Genomic DNA, 16,272 nt, shown 5'->3' with positions numbered 1-16,272 from the left:
CGCGGACGCGGTCAGCGCGGCATCCGGTGCCCCTTCGGCACCGCGATCGCGAGCGCCCCGGGCTCGACGCGGACGGTGATGTGCACGGCCTCGCCGAACTCGTCGCCGTCCAGCTGCACGGGGTGCGCGCCGTCCGCCGCGCCCACCTCGACGCCGATGCCGCGAGAGTAGATCACCGAGCTGTCCTTCGTCCGCAGAGACAGGATGCGACGTCCCGCGCGGAAGCGGCGCAGCACGCTGTTGTCCCACGCCACGCGCCGCCAGACGAAGATCCAGCCGAGCGGGCCCTTGGGCTGGAAGATCGCGATGTCCAGCTCGCCGTCGGCGATCGAGGCGTCCGGGATCAGCTCGAGCCCCGCCGGCAGCGACCCGCAGTTGGCGAACAGGATGCTCTGCACGCGCGTGGAGTGCAGGCGGTGCCCCGCGATCTGGTAGACGACGCGGAACGGCTTGGCGTTGACGAGCGACCGTGCCGCGCCGTCGACGTAGGCCACCCACCCGACCGTCTTCTTCAGTTGCGGGCTGGTGTTGGCGATCATCGCCGCGTCCAGGCCCATGCCGCCCATCACGACGAACGCCCGCTCATCGTACGAGCCGTCGCGTCGCCGCATCCCCGCGAAGCCGATGTCGATGCGGGCGACGTCGCCGTCGAACGTCCCGCGTATCACCCGCTCGCGGTCCTCGAGGGGCAGCAGCAGGTTGCGGGCGAGCAGGTTGCCGGTGCCGCTCGGGACGATCGTCAGCGGGATGCCGGTGCCGGCCATCGCCTCGGACACCGCCCGCACCGTGCCGTCGCCGCCGGCCACGAGCACGGCATCCGCCCCCTGGGCGAGTGCGTCGCGGGCCAGCCCGTCGCCGAGCTCGTCGGGGGTCGTCTCGAAGAACAGCGGCTCCTGCCAGCCGGCGACGTCGGACGCACGCGCGACCATCGCCCGCAGCGACTGCTGCTCCACCTTGACCGGGTTGTAGACCAGCGCGGCGCGGCGGCGATGCTCCGGCCCGCCGCCCGCGTCGCTCGCCTCCCCCATGGGTACAGCGTACGTCCGGGGTGAGAGCGGATGCGGTCACCCCGGAGCGCCCGCCGACGCCGTCGTTCGCGGGGGCTGTGGACGCGGCATCCGTCGGAACCGCCCGACTAAACTGAGCGGATGATCGATCCCGTCCTTCTTCGCGACAACCCCGAGCTGGTCAAGCGCTCGCAGGAGGCGCGGGGGGAGTCGCCCGAGACGGTCGATGTCGCGCTCGCCGCGGACCGCGACCGCCGGGCCGCGATCACGGCGTTCGAAGAGCTCCGCGCCGCGCAGAACGCCCACGGCAAGCGGGTCGCACAGGCGCCGAAGGACGAGAAGGCCGCGCTCGTGGCCGAGGCGAAGCAGCTCAGCGAGCAGGTCAAGCAGGCGCAGCAGGCGGTCGGGGTCGCCGAGAAGGCGTTCGATGAGGCCTTCGCCCGCATCGAGAACATCATCGTCGAGGGGGTGCCCGCCGGCGGCGAAGAGGACTTCGTGACGCTGCGCACCCACGGCGAGGTGCCCGCCTTCGACTTCGAGGCGCGCGACCACCTCGCCCTCGGCGAGCTGCTGGGCGCCATCGACATGGAGCGCGGCGCGAAGGTGTCGGGTGCGCGCTTCTACTTCCTCACCGGCATCGGGGCGCGCCTGGAGTACGCGCTGATGTCGCTCGCGCTGCAGCGGGCGGTGGATGCCGGGTTCATCCCGATGATCCCGCCCACCCTCGTGCGGCCCGAGGTGATGCGGGGGACCGGCTTCCTCGGGCAGCACGCCGACGAGGTGTACCGGCTCGAAGAGGACGACCTGTACCTGGTCGGCACGAGCGAGGTGCCGCTCGCCGGCTACCACATGGGCGAGATCCTCGACCTCGGCGCGGGCGCGAAGCGCTACGCGGGATGGTCGACCTGCTACCGCCGCGAGGCGGGCTCGCACGGCAAGGACACCCGCGGCATCATCCGGGTGCACCAGTTCAACAAGCTCGAGATGTTCGTGTACACCACCCCCGAAGACGCCGAGGCCGAGCACCTGCGGCTCGTCGCCCTGCAAGAGGCGATGCTGCAGGACCTCGGGCTGTCGTACCGCGTCATCGACGTCGCCGCGGGCGACCTGGGCTCGAGCGCCGCGCGCAAGTACGACGTTGAAGCGTGGGTGCCCACGCAGGGCGCGTACCGCGAGCTGACGTCGACGTCGAACTGCACGACCTACCAGGCCCGACGGCTCGACATCCGCCACCGCCCCACCACCGAGGGCGGCGCGGGCAAGACCCAGCCGGTCGCGACCCTCAACGGCACGCTCGCCACCACGCGGTGGATCGTGGCCCTGCTCGAGACCCACCAGCGGGCCGACGGCTCGGTGGCCGTGCCCGAGGTGCTGCGGCCCTACCTCGGCGGGCTCGAGGTCATGGAGCCGGTCGCATGACCGAGGCCAGGCTGCCGAAGACCGGCAGCGTCAAGGTCGTCAAGCCGCAGAAGGCGGCGAAGCTCGTCGAGCGCGTCGCGCGCGACACCGAGGACCCGGCCAAGAAGGTCGAGCGCCTGCTGATCGTCCTCGACATCGACGGCACGGTCCTGCTCGAGGACGAGACGCTCAGCCCCGGCGTCGTCGAAGCCGTCGAGCACGCGCACCGCGCCGGCCACGAGGTGATGATCGCGACCGGACGCTCCTGGGAGGGCACACGCGGCATCCTTCGCGTTCTGAACATCGCACCCGAGTTCGTGGTGTGCTCCAACGGCGCCGTGGTGCTCAAGCGTCGCGATGCCGACGACCTCGACTACGAGCGGTGGCACATTGAGACCTTCGACGCGTCGGACGTGCTCGCCGACCTGCGCGAGCATCTGCCCGATGCGCGCTACCTCGTCGAACTGCCCAACGGCGACCGGCTGTACACCGAGTACCTCGACGACTGGAACCTCGTCGCCGCGCGCCGCGTCGCCTTCGACGAGCTGGGGAAGCAGCCGGTGTGCCGCGTCGTCGTCGTCGCGCCCGACCAGGCCGAGCAGGACTTCGTCGAGCTCGTCGAGCGCATCGGCCTGAACCACGTCTCGTACGCGGTCGGCTGGACGGCGTGGCTGGACATCGCGCCCCTCGGCGTCGACAAGAGCACGGGTCTGGAGCGCGTGCGCACCGAGCTCGGCATCGACCCCGCCCACGTGCTCGTGATCGGCGACGGCCGCAACGATGTCGGCATGATGCGCTGGGCGGTCGAGAACGGCGGCCGCGCGGTGGCGATGGAACAGGGCCCGCCCGAGGTGCACGACGCCGCCGGCGAGATCACCCTGTCGGTGCAGGCGGGCGGCGTCGCCGAGGTCCTCCGCCAGCTCTGACTCCTGGCGACGCTTCGTCTCGGTCGCTGCGCTCCCTCGCTCAGCGTCCGCTCCTGTTTCCCCCTCCCGGGGGCTGAGCGAGCGCAGCGAGACGAAGCCCCGCACCCGCCCCCGCGTCCTCAACTCCCGGGGGCTGAGCGAGCGCAGCGAGACGAAGCATGCTGTGCTCTTCGGCGACGCTTCGTCTCGGTCGCTGCGCTCCCTCGCTCAGCGTCCGGTCCTTTCCCCCTCCCGGTGGCTGAGCGAGCGTAGCGAGACGAAGCCCCGCGTCAGCCCCCGCGTCATCAACCCCCGGTGGCTGAGCAAGCGAAGCGAGACGAAGCCGACCTGTGGATAAGGACGCCCCATGTCCGGCATCCCGCTACCGTCGGCGGATGCCGCACGTCTACATCCTCGAATGCGCCGACGGCACGTACTACACCGGCAGCACGATCGACCTCGACCGTCGCCTCGCCGAGCATCAGTCCGGCGAAGGTGCGGTGTACACCCGCAAGCGCCGCCCGGTGCGCCTCGTGTGGTGCGCCGAGCACGACCGCGTCGAGGACGCGTTCGGGTGGGAGAAGCGGATCCAGGGCTGGAGCCGCGCGAAGAAGCAGCTGCTGATCGCGGAGCGGTACGCGGAGCTGCCGGGGTACAGTTCCCGGGCGCGGGCTCGGGGGCGGTGAGGCGCTTCGTCTCGGTCGCTTCGCTCCCTCGCTCAGCGTCCGGCCTGCCGGTGGCTGAGCGAGCGCAGCGAGACGAAGCCTGCCGTGTCCGGCCCGGCGCTTCGTCTCGGTCGCTTCGCTCCCTCGCTCAGCGTCCGGGGCCTGGGCCCGCGGGTCCTCGGCCTCCCGGGGGCTGAGCGAGCGAAGCGAGACGAAGCCGCTGGGCCCGGCGGGCGCGCCGTTCAGCGGGCCCACAGGCGTCGCTGGAAAAATGAGCCGGTCGGATAGACTCGACGCCGTTCGACGGATGCCGGTGGCATCGGTCGGGAGGGTTGTCCGAGCGGCCGATGGAGCTGGTCTTGAAAACCAGTGGGCAGCGATGTCCCGTGGGTTCGAATCCCACACCCTCCGCTCAAGGGCTGCGTCGGAGGTGAGAACCCCGAACCGATCCCGAGAGGATGCGAGTGAGCACTCCGAGAACGACGCAGGCGCGCCGCCGCACGGTGGCCCGCCACGCGTCGCTGTCGTCGCCCACCCCCTTCTCGACGATCATGAAGGTCGTCGGAATCGTCCTCGCCGTCCTGCTCGTGTCGGGTGCCGGAGTCGCCGTCTACGCCGCCTACGACCTGAGCTCGAGCTTCTCGGATGACGCGGTCGCCCTCGACGGGCAGGAGAACCTGCCGCCCGACATCGGCGCGATCGAGGGCGGCGTGAACCTGCTGGTCATCGGTACGGACGAGTGCGAGCCCGAGTACGCGAAGTACTTCGGCGAGCGGTGCACGGGTCCGGATGCCGAGAACCAGCTCAACGACGTCAATCTGCTGCTGCACATCAGCGACAGCCCGCGCCGGGTGACGGTCATCTCGTTCCCGCGCGACCTGATGGTCCCGCTGCCGGAGTGCACGGGCGAGGACGGCACCGAGAACGCCGCGGCCGAGCGGGCGCAGATCAACCTCGCGTGGGAGCACGGCGGCATGAACTGCGTCGTGCGGACCGTCTCGCAGCTCAGCGGCGAGAACATCCCCTTCGCCGCGAAGGTCACGTTCGGCAACGTGATCAACGTCACCGACGCCATCGGCGGGGTGGACGTGTGCATCGGCAACGGCGGTATCCGCGACCGCTACACCGGCATAGACTGGCCCGCCGGCGAGCGCACCGTCGAAGGCTTCGAGGCGCTGCAGTTCCTGCGGACGCGCCACGGGCTGCAGAACGGCAGCGACCTGGCGCGCATCTCGAACCAGCAGCAGTACATGTCGAGCCTCGCCCGCAAGCTCGTCAGCGAAGAGGTGCTGACAAACCCCGCGACGCTGCTGCGCCTGGCGACCACCGCCGTCGACAACATCACGCCGAGCCAGAGCCTCACCAACCCGGTGACCCTCGTCCAGATCGCGATGGCGGTCAAGAACGTGCCGTTCGACGAGATGGTCTTCGTGCAGTATCCGGTGCAGGAGGACCCGTACGACTCCAACCGTGTCGCGCCGGACTACGAGGCCGCCGAGCAGCTGTGGGCAGCGCTCGAGGCGAACCAGCCCATCAAGGTCACCCACGACCCGAACGAGGGCGGCGGCGTGATCGCCGAGGAGCCCACGCCCACCGCCGAGCCCGAGCCCGAGCCGCAGCCCGAGTCCACCCCGACTCCCGGGGCGACCCCGACGCCCGCGCCGACCGAGCAGGTCGTCGAGCTGCCCGACTCCATCCCCGGCACGTCCGCGGCCGACCGCACCTGCTCCGCCGGAAACCTGGCGGCACAGGGCTGATGGCGACGCAGACAGGGCCGCGCACCGCGGCCCGCAGACCCCTGGCGCGACACGCGCGCGTCGAGAGCCGGCATCCGCTTCTTCGAGCGCTGTCGATCCTCGGCGTGCTGGTCGCCGTCGTCACCACGAGCCTCGTCGGCGTAGGGGCGTTCAACGTGTGGGGTGCTGCGACCGCCCTCGGCGACAACGCGGTCGTGCTGGGTGAGGACGGGAACCTGCCCCCGTCGCTCGGTGCGATCGAGGGCGGCGTCAACATCCTGATGGTCGGGACGGACTCGTGCGAGGGGCAGGACCTGAAGCTGTTCCCGCGCTGCGCCGAGGATGACGGCGGCGAGCGCAACGACGTGACGATGCTCGTCCATATCAGCGACAACCCGCGACGGGTCACCGTGGTCTCGTTCCCGCGCGACATGATCGTGCCGATCCCCGCCTGCTCCGACGGCGAGGGCGGGGAGTACCCGGCGATGAGCGCGCAGATGATCAACACGTCGTACATGTATGGCGGGCTGGCGTGCACGGCGAAGACCGTCGAGGAGCTCACGGGCGAGAAGATCCACTTCGCGGCCGCCATCCGCTGGACGGGCGTGATCAACATGTCCGACGCGATCGGCGGGGTCGACGTGTGCCTCGCGGGCGACGTCAGCGACCGGCACACCGGTCTCGACCTGTCGGCCGGCGAGCACACGCTGGTCGGCGCCGAGGCGCTGCAGTTCCTGAGAATGCGGCACGGCATCGGCGACGGGTCCGACCTCGGCCGCATCTCGAACCAGCAGCAGTTCATGTCGTCGATGACACGCAAATTGCAGTCGGATGCCGTCCTGGCCAACCCGCCGGCGCTCTTCCGGCTCGCCACGACCGCCATCGACCAGGTGTCGAAGCAGCAGCTCACGCTGAGCTCGGGGCTGACGAACCCCACCCTGATGGTGCAGATCGCGATGGCGGCCAAGGACGTCGCGTACGAGGACATGGTGTTCGTGCAGTACCCGACGGTGTATTCCGACGACAGCGTGCACGTGCTGCCGGTGTACGAGGCCGCCGATGTGCTCTTCGAGGCGCTCCGCGAGAACCGGCCGCTGACGCTCACCGGCGAGGCCAGCGGCGGCTACGGCGTCGAGGTGACCGGCGAGGCCGAGAAGCCCGCCGCGACCGACGGCGAGGGTGGGGCCGAGGCGCAGCCGGAGCCGACGGCATCCGCGTCGCCGTCGCCGAGTGAGGCGCCCGCCGCCGACGAGCGGGTCGAGCTGCCGAGCGACATCACCGGCACGACGGCCGCGCAGGTCACCTGCACCGTCCCCGAGGGGTAAGTCCGGTAGGTCTCGGCGTCCGGAAATTGCCTCTCCTGACGGGGGCCGGCGATCCGGTACATTTTCGAATCAGTAGCGCGTTTGCAGGGGGCTGGGATGGACGACGTGACTGTCGACGACCTTTCCGCGGGCGTTGTGCGTCTGGATCAAGACGAACGCATCGTCGACGCCAGCAGCTGGTTCCGGGAGTGGATCGGTGAGGATCCGCTCGGGCGCGAACTCGATGATCTGCTGGCCGTCGCGCCGGACTTCCTCGACGACGCGGGCCTGCACTCCACGATGATGGTGAGCGTCCGCGAGCCCGACCGCGCGGTGCTCGCCGTCCGGCGGGCGACCTCGACCGGCAGCATCCTGACGATGATCGACGCCACCGACCGCTACGAGGCGGGACGTCGGCTTCGGACCTCGTACGCCCTCGCCGACCGCACACGAACCCGGCTGCAGCTGATCATCGACGCGTCGATCGCGTTCTCGGCAGCCACCGACGAGGAACGACTCGCGGACATCCTGGCAGCCACCGCATCCCGGGCGTACGGGGCGGAAGAAGCGGCGGTGTACCTCTTCGGCCGCGACGGCCGCCTGAATCGCGCCGCCGGCCTGAATCCCCTCGACATCCTGCTGCCCGATCACGAGATCGCCGCCGGCGTCCGTCAGCTGCGGGGCGTGCTGAAGGTCGATGCGGATGCCGAGGGGGAGCCGATCTCTCGCGCCCTGGTCGAGGCGATGCGGCGTGCCGGTGCGCACGCCCTGATCGCAGCGCCGCTGACCTTCGAGGGGACGACGTTCGGGATCGTCGCGTGCTTCTTCCGTCACGCGCGCGGCTTCGACGACGAGGCGGCGCCGCTGGCCGAGGCGCTCGCCGGGCAGGCGGCGCGGGCCCTCTCGGCCGTGCGGCTGCAGCGTCAGCTCGAGCACGCGGCGATGCACGATGAGACGACGAACCTGCCGAACCGACGCCGGCTGGACGTCATCGCCCGCGGCGTCGACCACGCGCATGCGTCGGTGGTCTTCATCGACCTCGACGGGTTCAAGGACGTCAACGACCGGCTCGGCCACGAGGTGGGGGACGAGGTCTTGCGCGAGGTCGCCCGCCGGCTGCAGGACAACGTGCGCGACGTCGATGTCGTCGCCCGGTACGGCGGGGACGAGTTCGTCGTCGTGTGCGACGCCGACCCGCAGTCCGCTCTCGAGATCGCCGACCGGGTGCGGCATGCCCTGTCGCGGGAGTTCCCGTTCCTGCCCGAGGGCCTTCAGTTGAGCGCGAGCGTCGGCGTCGCGACGGCGGATGTAAGGCACGGCGTGCTCGGCATCGATCGTCTGATCCGGGATGCCGACCAGGCGATGTATCTGGCGAAGGGGCGTGGCGGCAACCAGGTCGCCGTCGCCGGCCTCGCCGTCACCGGCACCTGAAGCCCGTTCGTGGCGGCCGCGCCCGTCGGGTTATGATGGGCGGGTGTGTTCGCGGCTCAGGCCTCGGATGCCTGGAGACGTCGCATAGTCAGGCCTAGTGCACCACCCTGCTAAGGTGGAGTCCCCTCACGGGGACCGAGGGTTCAAATCCCTCCGTCTCCGCCATACATCATCGGCCCCGATCCCCTGGAAACACTGGGATCGCGGGCCGTTTCCATCTCGTCTCGCAGCGATTTGAGAAAGATCTGAGAAACCTGGCCCCCGCAGTCTTCCAGAACCTTGCTTGTGATGTCTCAGGACATCGGTGATAGTTCTGCGGCAGGACATCGGTGACGATTCCTGTGCCTTGGGTCTTTCCGAGCAGCTGGTGGCTGATGTCGACGATTCGGCCCCGCACCTTGGTCGATCCGCTCAAGGGGTGATCGTCGCTACCGGGTCCGTCGAGCACGCGGCCATTCGGTGACGGCGCCAGCCGGAGGGTGCGCTCCAGTTGAGCGGGGTGTTTCCACCCTGCGCGTTGCTACGAGAGCCCAGGACCGCGAGCCGGTGGTTGATGCGGCCGAGGACGCGTCGTTGGCGTTGGGCGTTCCGGTTGGGGTTTCGGGCCGTCGGAACTGAAGTGCTCTGGGACGTTGGGGTTGAAGAGCATTGCCGCCCCGGATCGTGTCGCGGCGGTGTTGAGGGCGGTTGACACCTCGTCGAGGTCGTCTTCGAAGAGGTCAGAGTAGACGTCGAGGGTGACGCCCATCGAGTTCGAAGCCAAGCTAACCGAGCCGCTCACACTCGCGGCCTAAACCGAAACTGTCACCAGTTCGTTCCTCACGCCCGTAGGGCAACATCACCGTGCTCCTGGACAAGCTCCTCGGTCCCGAACTGCGGGACTGGTACGCCGGCCAAACCCTGACGCACGGATGGACCGGTGCCACGCTCGAGCACCCCATCAAGACCACCGCTCACCTGCGGTTCGGCGGGGCGCCGACGAACTTCGATCGCATCCTGGACCCGGGTGCGTCCGAGCTCGCGCAGCAGATCACGAAGGATCCGTACGTCTTCGACTTCCTTCGCATCGAGCCGGGCCACGCGGAGCGGGAACTCGAGCAGGCGCTGGTGGAACGCGCCATAAAGACCCTCGGAGAGTTGGGCAGCGGATTCAGCTTCGTCGGCCGGCAGGTCCCGTTCGACGTGGACGGCGATGAGTTCTTCGTCGACCTGCTGTTCTTCCATCTCGAACAGCTGCGCTACGTCGTAGTGGAGCTCAAGGCAGGTAAGTTCAAGCCGGAGTATGCCGGCCAGCTCGGCTCCTATGTGGAGCTTGTGGAGGGACAGCGACCCAGATCGCATTTGCTTCTGCCAGAACCGCCAGGACGCCAACCTAGAAGGCAGCCCGCCAACGCCGATTAGTCGCCCAGCGAGCAATGGTCCGAGCGTGTAGCCGAGGCTCTTCCACGACCCATAGCGACCGAAGTAGCGCCCCGTGCGACCAGCGCCGGCCAGGCGGGCAACCGCGGCAGACGACGCTGGCGAGAACGCTGCGGTGGCGGCGCCCTGCCCCCAGTCGTGCAACCGCCAGCATGATGGTGTTGTCAGCGCCAAGCCCGAACGGCGACAGTCCCGCAAACGCGAGGAGACCGCCGACGATCACGGGTTTGGCCCCGATCCGATCCGACAGGGATCCGAACAGCGGCTTCAGCAGGAGTTCGGCGACGTCTTACAGCGCCAGGATGTCCATCACCCGTGCGGCGGCGTTGGCACGGTAGCCGAATCATCATCGCCAGCCGAAGGTGGGTACGCTTCAGGAGTCTCCTGAGGGAGGGAGGACGGCGTGAACCTGGAGCTGGCGGTGGTCCTCGCACTTCTGATCGCGGCGATCGTGATGTTCGCGATCGGCCGGCCGCGCATGGATGTGGTTGCGCTATTGATGATCGTCGCGCTGCCGTTGACCGGCATTCTCTCCGTCCCGGAGACTCTCGCGGGTTTCGCCGATCCGAACGTCGTGCTGATCGCCGCGCTCTTTGTCGTGGGTGAGGGGCTCTCCCGCACGGGGGTCACGTACCGGCTCGGGGATTGGCTGGCGCGTACGGCGGGTGCGAGTGCGACGCGGGTGATCGTGCTGCTCATGCTCTGCGTCGCGCTGCTCGGCGCGGTGATGAGCTCGACGGGCGTCGTCGCGATCTTCATTCCGGTCGCGTTGAGCGTGGCATCCCGAACGGGCATCTCGGTCAGGCAGCTGTTGATGCCGATCAGCTTCGCCGGTCTCATCAGTGGCATGCTTACGCTGATCGCCACGACGCCGAACCTAGTGATCGACGCTGAGCTGCGGCGGCACGGTCTGAGCGGTTTCGGCTTCTTCGCCCCCACCCCGTTCGGGCTTGTCATCCTCGCCCTGGGCATCGGCTACATGCTGGTCGCTCGTCGGTTCCTCGGCGCGGATGCGATCGCGGATGCCGGTTCGCGCACCTCCTTCGGGAGCCTGATCCTCGACTACGGTGTGGACGCCCGCACCCGCCGATATCGAATCAATGCAGGATCGCCGCTGATCGGCCAACGACTGGCGGATGCCGAGTTCGGCGGCGGCGCGATGGTCGGAGTCCTGGTGCTCGAGCGCACCCGCCTTTGGCGTAAGACCGTACGCACCTCCGACGACGACACGATCCTCACGGAGGGCGACATCGTGGTGGTGGACCTGGAGGTGCCCAGCGCGGAGAGACGTCGTCTCCGGCTCGAAGAGCTGGCATTGACACCCGACTTCTTCGAATCGTACTCACGTCAGGTGGGTATGGCCGAGGTCATGATCGCGCCAGACTCGTCCGCGCGCGGCCTCAGCGTGCGGAGCATCCGGTTCCGGGAGAAGCACGATCTCGTCGTGCTTGGCGTCCGTCATCGGCGCGAGGCCGCCGGGCCGGCATTCCCCGTGATCCGCCTCGCCGCCGGCGACACACTGCTCGTCGCCGGCGGCTGGGATTCCATCCACCGGCTCCAGGCGCAGCGCCAGGATTTCATCATGCTCGACCTCCCGGCCGAAGTGAAGGAAGTGGCCCCCGCCGCCAACCAGGCCCCCTTTGCGATCGGCGCGGTGCTCGTGATGGTTGCGCTGATGATGACAGGCATCGTCCCCAACGTGATCGCCGCGCTCATCGCGTGCCTGCTGATGGGGCTCTTCCGCTGTGTCAACATGCCCAGCGCCTACCGATCGATCCACTGGCCGACGATCCTGCTCATCGTCGGAATGCTGCCGTTCGCGCTCGCCCTTCAGCGCACCGGCGGCGTGGACCTCGTCGTCGATGGCCTGCTCGGCGGGCTCGGCGACGCGAACCCGACGATCCTGCTTGGCGGCGTCTTCGTGCTGACCGCCGTCATCGGGCTCTTCGTGTCGAACACTGCGACGGCCGTGCTGATGGGTCCGATTGCGATCGGCATCGCAACACAGCTGGGGGTCTCGCCCTATCCGTTCGCGATGGTTGTCGCTCTGGCGGCTTCCGCCGCGTTCATGACACCCGTGTCTTCGCCGGTGAACACCCTCGTGGTCGAACCCGGCCGCTACAGCTTTCTCGACTTCTTCAAAGTCGGAGCACCCTTCACCATCGTCGTCCTCCTCGTCAGCGTGTTCATGGTGCCCCTCGTCCTCCCCTTCTGACCGACACCACGCGCCCGCCGAGGAGTGCACCCCGTCACGGTTTCACCCGCCAAAAAAGTGACGCCGCCCACCGACGGGTTCAGCGACTTCACTTCTCAACCTCGCGCAAGGATGACGGCGTTCCGAGCTGGCGGCGCGCGAGACCGGATCGAAGTGCGTATGCACTCGGGAAGCCCGCAACGCCGGATTCAGAGCGCTGGCGACGACCTCGTTGCACTCCAGCACGCTTCTTTGCGTGACGCACCGAATTGCCTCTGACGGACGCATTGTGATTATCGAAACGGGTGTCTACAATCGGAGGATTGCAATCGCGTCGGCGGCGCACAGGTCACAAAGCAAAAATGAGCTGGAGGCCGACAGCAGTGCAGTCGCTCGCTCACTGCGGTAGCGCAGCGTGCGCTGGACGGGCGATCATGCGTAACCGCACCCTGCCAAGGAGCACGCCAGATGAATATTTCTGAGACCGACCGCTCCCGCGCCGAGGCGCCCGCAGCGTCCTGGGCCATCACTGGGGGGGAGGTGTTGCGCGCTGTCGCTAGCGGGCCAGAAGGCCTGACGGAAGGCGAGTCCGAATCCCGTCTCGCGCGCGACGGTCGCAACGAATTGCCGACTCCGCCCGAGCCGTCCGTCTTCAAGCGTCTGCTGGCCCACTACGCTGACGTTTTGATCTACATCCTCATCGTGGCGGCCGTGCTGAAGGCGATTAGGGGTGACTGGGTCGACTTCACCGTGATCGCTGTTGTGATCGTGGCTACTGGGCTGATCGGCTTCATCCAGGAAGGTCGTGCGGCGTCGGCGCTCGCGGGATTGCGCAAGATGCAGTCGTTGAGCGCGCAGGTACGGCGCGACGGGACCTGGGGAGTGGTCGACTCCGCGACCATCGTCGTCGGTGACGTCGTCCGCGTTCGTAGCGGCGACCGGGTGCCGGCGGACGTCCGGCTGTTAACCTCCGGGCGGCTGCAGATCGACGAGTCTGCGTTGACAGGCGAGTCGGTGGCCGCCGACAAGAGCGATGAGATCGTGGCTGCGGATGCGGGCATCGGGGACCGAACGTCGATGCTCTTCTCAGGGACGATCGTCACCGCGGGCAACGGCGAGGGCGTGGTGGTGGCTACGGGGCGGGACACTGAGATCGGCCGTATCTCGGTGCTCGTGTCCGAGCAGGACCAGATGGACACCCCGCTCGCCCGACAGCTCGCCCACCTGGGTAAGCAGCTGTCGATCCTCATCGGCGTGCTCGCCGTTGTCATGTTGCTCGTCGGCTGGTTCGTGCACGGCCTGGATGTTGATGAGCTCATCTCGGCGGCCATCGGGTTCGCCGTGGCTGCGGTGCCAGAGGGACTGCCCGCCCTGGTGACGATCACGCTAGCGCTCGGCGTGCAGCAGATGGCTAAACGCCACGCAATCACACGCAAGATGGAGGCGGTTGAGACCCTCGGCTGCACGACGACCATCTGCTCTGACAAGACTGGGACGCTCACTCAGAACGAGATGACCGCCCGGACGGTCGTCACGGCAGTAAGCACATACACAGTCGAGGGCACCGGCTATGACCCCGTGGGTCGGGTCGTCAACTCCGACGGCCAGACCGCCGACCTCGCCGTCCACCCCGACCTCTCCGATCTCGTGCTGGCCGCCGGTCTCACCAACGACGCCCATGTCGAACAGACGGAAGACCGCTGGCGGGTTGTCGGCGTGCCGACCGAGGGAGCCCTCGACGTCCTGGCGGCGAAAGCCGGCGCAGCCACCGGCGCCGTGACCCGCGTCGGCGCGGTGCCGTTCGAGTCAACCCACAAGTTCGCAGCCACCCTCGACGAGCTCCCGACCGGCTCAACCCCCGACGGCGTGACCCGATTCGTCCACGTGGTCGGCGCCCCGGACCGCCTTCTCGACCGAGCCGACACCGAGCGCTCTGCCGACGGCGGCACCGCACCGCTCAACCGGGCGGCGTGGGAGGAGCGGATCGACGCACTCTCGGCCAAAGGACTGCGCGTGCTGGCCGCAGCCACACGCCCGGCCGACGGTGTCGACAATATCGCGCTGGGCGACCTCGATGGCGGCCTGACTTTCCTCGGCATCATCGGCATCGTCGACCCACCACGCCCCGAGGCAACTGCGGCGATCGCCGAGGCCCACGCTGCAGGTATCCGCGTGAAGATGATCACCGGCGACCACCGCGGGACTGCGACGGCGATCGCCCGTGAGCTGGGCATCGCCCCAGCGGAGGGCGAAGTTCTCGCCCTGACCGGCGCCGACCTCCAAGCGATGGACGACGACGAACTCCGCCGGGTCGTACGTGACGTGGACGTTTACGCTCGTACCTCCCCGGAGCACAAGCTGCGGATCGTGCGCGCCCTGCAGTCTCACGGCGAGGTCGTCGCCATGACCGGCGACGGCGTCAACGACGCCCCTTCGATCACGCTCGCGGACGTTGGCGTGGCCATGGGCATCAAGGGAACCGAAGCGACCAAGGAAGCGGCGGACATCGTTCTCGCCGACGACAACTTCGCGACTATCGAACGCGCTGTCGAGGAAGGCCGGCGGATCTATGACAACATCCGCAAGTCCGTAGTCTTCCTGTTGCCAACCAACGGCGCGCAGGCCCTTGTGATCATCGCTGCGGTCCTGGCGGGGATTGCTCTGCCGCTTTCCCCGGTGCAAATCCTTTGGATCAACTTGGTCACCGCGCTCACGTTGTCGTTGACCTTGGCGAGAGAGCCCGCAGAGCCAGGCATCATGCGGCGCATGCCGCGCTCAGCGACGGAGCAGGTCCTGTCGTCGCGGGCGATCGCCGTCGTCCTCACCGCCTCGGTCGTCATCGGCGTCGCGACCTTCGTCGTTTACCTTCTCGAGCGCGACCGCACCGGCGATTACGCCGTGGCGCAGACGTCCGCAGTCCTGATGCTCGCCCTCGGCCAGCTCGCTTTCCTTTTGAACTGCCGTCTGCTCAACGGTTCCGCGTTCACTGTTCGGGTACTTACCGGGAACCGCAACCTGTGGATCTCGGCCGGCCTGCTGATGGCTCTGCAGATCATGTTCACCTACGCGCCGTTCATGAACGACTGGTTCGACTCAACCCCCATCGGTTTCCACAGTTGGGCACTGACAGCTGGCCTGGCCGTCGGCGTTTTCGTGGTGATGGAAGGTGCCAAGGCCGTCATCCGACGGATTGGAAACCGCACGCCGCGAGAGCAGGGAGCACTGCCCGCAGGAAACGCGACGCATCGGGCTTGACGCTAAGCCTGTATCCACCGGTCGACGTGAGATTCTGACGGCTCGTCAAACCGAGAACGCTCATCTGATCAGGTGCAATAGGACTTGTCTAGAGCTCACTAAGGCTGCTCAGCAGCTCTGGACGTCATAGCCTGAACCCATGCGCGCAACTTTGATTGATGAGCGGGATGTCACGGAGGAGATCCATGACGCGGTGTTCCGCGTGTGGGGCCATCTGAATGGCGATGGCGCGGTCGCAGTGTATGAGATGGAGGGCGCCAGCCTGGTTGAGACTATCGACTGGGCGCGCGCGAACTTTCGTGAGGCCTGGTCCCTTTCAGCCGACATCCGCGGGTCGGACCGAGTCACAGCGGTGTGGCTTGTGGGCTCTGACCCGTCCGACCGCGCGGACCGTTCTGTCTAGATCGTTCTCCAGATTAGGTAGTTGTCACAACACACCGACAGCCGATCAGGTGGGTCCGAATGAGACCGTCACCCTGGTCTCCACTCAGGTTGTCACAGACAGCGTGACCACCTCTTCTTGGCAAGGCTGCGCAAGCCGCCGTGACGGCTCGCGCGCCTCGAGCACCTCGCCATCTCGTTTGCGATCCCGCTCATCGCACGACGATGGTGGTTGTCGCGAGCCGGGCGAGAACCTGTTCACTGGTGGAGCCGAGGAGGAACCGTGCCATCGCCCCGCGGCGGTGCGATCCGACTATGGTGAGGCGCGCGTGCGCCGCGACACGGTTGATGAGGAGGGCCGGTTCGCCCCGTTCAACGACCAGTTCCAGTCCCAAGTCCGGGTACTTCGAGGGAAGCCCACCAACAGAGCCGGCTAGCGTTTCCGCGGCCATGCGGTGCATGATGCCCAGGTAGTCGTCGGGGTAGGACCTGAGACCGAGAGGTACCGTGACTGGCGACCAAGCGCTGACGGCGGTGAGCACCTCTGCGGACCGGTCCGCCTCGGCGGCGGCGAACG

Annotated in this window: 12 protein-coding genes and 2 tRNA genes; 12 read left to right on the top strand and 2 right to left on the bottom strand. The window is 68.1% G+C overall.

Annotated features, from left to right (window positions below):
* Positions 1–11: 11 nt before the first annotated feature.
* Entirely contained in the window at positions 12–1,028 is a 1,017-nt protein-coding gene (locus ACYVF4_RS13030; RefSeq protein WP_460723475.1) for a diacylglycerol/lipid kinase family protein, read from the bottom strand.
* A 120-nt stretch (positions 1,029–1,148) separates the two neighbouring features.
* Between ACYVF4_RS13030 and serS the strand changes: the two genes are divergently transcribed.
* The 12 genes from serS (at position 1,149) to ACYVF4_RS12970 (ending at position 15,717) form a co-directional block, all read left to right on the top strand.
* Positions 1,149–2,426, top strand: a complete 1,278-nt coding sequence (serS, locus tag ACYVF4_RS13025) for a serine--tRNA ligase (protein WP_460723473.1) — start codon at positions 1,149–1,151, stop codon at positions 2,424–2,426.
* The gene (locus tag ACYVF4_RS13020) at positions 2,423–3,331 is read left to right on the top strand and encodes an HAD hydrolase family protein (RefSeq protein WP_460723471.1); all 909 of its coding nucleotides are present in this window, start codon (positions 2,423–2,425) and stop codon (positions 3,329–3,331) included. Before serS ends, ACYVF4_RS13020 begins: the two co-directional genes overlap by 4 nt.
* A 374-nt stretch (positions 3,332–3,705) precedes the next feature.
* Complete coding sequence (locus ACYVF4_RS13015) at positions 3,706–3,996, top strand: GIY-YIG nuclease family protein (RefSeq protein WP_460723469.1); 291 nt, start codon at positions 3,706–3,708, stop codon at positions 3,994–3,996.
* Positions 3,997–4,301: 305 nt separating this feature from the next.
* Positions 4,302–4,386 (top strand) — tRNA-Ser (locus ACYVF4_RS13010).
* 53 nt (positions 4,387–4,439) lie between these two features.
* Positions 4,440–5,732, top strand: coding sequence for an LCP family protein (locus ACYVF4_RS13005; RefSeq protein ID WP_460723467.1), 1,293 nt, complete (start codon positions 4,440–4,442; stop codon positions 5,730–5,732).
* The gene (locus ACYVF4_RS13000; RefSeq protein ID WP_460723465.1) at positions 5,732–7,036 is read left to right on the top strand and encodes an LCP family protein; all 1,305 of its coding nucleotides are present in this window, start codon (positions 5,732–5,734) and stop codon (positions 7,034–7,036) included. Before ACYVF4_RS13005 ends, ACYVF4_RS13000 begins: the two co-directional genes overlap by 1 nt.
* Positions 7,037–7,132: 96 nt before the next feature.
* Positions 7,133–8,446: a diguanylate cyclase gene (locus tag ACYVF4_RS12995; RefSeq protein ID WP_460723463.1), complete on the top strand. Its 1,314-nt coding sequence runs from the start codon at positions 7,133–7,135 to the stop codon at positions 8,444–8,446.
* Positions 8,447–8,519: 73 nt separating this feature from the next.
* A tRNA-Ser gene (locus ACYVF4_RS12990) sits at positions 8,520–8,611 on the top strand.
* A 678-nt stretch (positions 8,612–9,289) separates the two neighbouring features.
* Positions 9,290–9,847 (top strand): PDDEXK nuclease domain-containing protein, encoded by a 558-nt coding sequence (locus ACYVF4_RS12985; RefSeq protein WP_051526156.1) that lies wholly within the window; start codon positions 9,290–9,292, stop codon positions 9,845–9,847.
* 421 nt (positions 9,848–10,268) lie between these two features.
* Positions 10,269–12,080: an SLC13 family permease gene (locus ACYVF4_RS12980; RefSeq protein WP_460723460.1), complete on the top strand. Its 1,812-nt coding sequence runs from the start codon at positions 10,269–10,271 to the stop codon at positions 12,078–12,080.
* A 447-nt stretch (positions 12,081–12,527) separates the two neighbouring features.
* Positions 12,528–15,314: a cation-translocating P-type ATPase gene (locus ACYVF4_RS12975; RefSeq protein ID WP_460723458.1), complete on the top strand. Its 2,787-nt coding sequence runs from the start codon at positions 12,528–12,530 to the stop codon at positions 15,312–15,314.
* Positions 15,315–15,453: 139 nt separating this feature from the next.
* Positions 15,454–15,717 carry a hypothetical protein gene (locus tag ACYVF4_RS12970; RefSeq protein WP_028495563.1) on the top strand — a complete coding sequence of 88 codons (264 nt, stop codon included), beginning with the start codon at positions 15,454–15,456 and terminating at the stop codon, positions 15,715–15,717.
* Between the two features lie 190 nt (positions 15,718–15,907).
* On the opposite strand, the gene ACYVF4_RS12965 is transcribed toward ACYVF4_RS12970, so the two are convergent.
* Positions 15,908–16,272: universal stress protein (locus ACYVF4_RS12965; protein WP_460723456.1), on the bottom strand; the 365-nt coding region annotated here is incomplete at its 5' end.

The sequence above is a fragment of the Microbacterium aureliae genome (assembly GCF_054780155.1).
Note: the sequence above shows the minus strand (reverse complement) of the source record. Positions and strands in the feature narration are given on the sequence as shown.

What these genes read in the sequence shown, in the direction of transcription:
- ACYVF4_RS13030 (WP_460723475.1), bottom strand. Translation starts at nt 1,028, where the DNA reads ATGGGGGAGGCGAGCGACGCGGGCGGCGGGCCGGAGCATCGCCGCCGC.
- serS (WP_460723473.1), top strand. Translation starts at nt 1,149, where the DNA reads ATGATCGATCCCGTCCTTCTTCGCGACAACCCCGAGCTGGTCAAGCGC.
- ACYVF4_RS13020 (WP_460723471.1), top strand. Translation starts at nt 2,423, where the DNA reads ATGACCGAGGCCAGGCTGCCGAAGACCGGCAGCGTCAAGGTCGTCAAG.
- ACYVF4_RS13015 (WP_460723469.1), top strand. Translation starts at nt 3,706, where the DNA reads ATGCCGCACGTCTACATCCTCGAATGCGCCGACGGCACGTACTACACC.
- ACYVF4_RS13000 (WP_460723465.1), top strand. Translation starts at nt 5,732, where the DNA reads ATGGCGACGCAGACAGGGCCGCGCACCGCGGCCCGCAGACCCCTGGCG.
- ACYVF4_RS12995 (WP_460723463.1), top strand. Translation starts at nt 7,133, where the DNA reads ATGGACGACGTGACTGTCGACGACCTTTCCGCGGGCGTTGTGCGTCTG.
- ACYVF4_RS12975 (WP_460723458.1), top strand. Translation starts at nt 12,528, where the DNA reads ATGAATATTTCTGAGACCGACCGCTCCCGCGCCGAGGCGCCCGCAGCG.
- ACYVF4_RS12970 (WP_028495563.1), top strand. Translation starts at nt 15,454, where the DNA reads ATGCGCGCAACTTTGATTGATGAGCGGGATGTCACGGAGGAGATCCAT.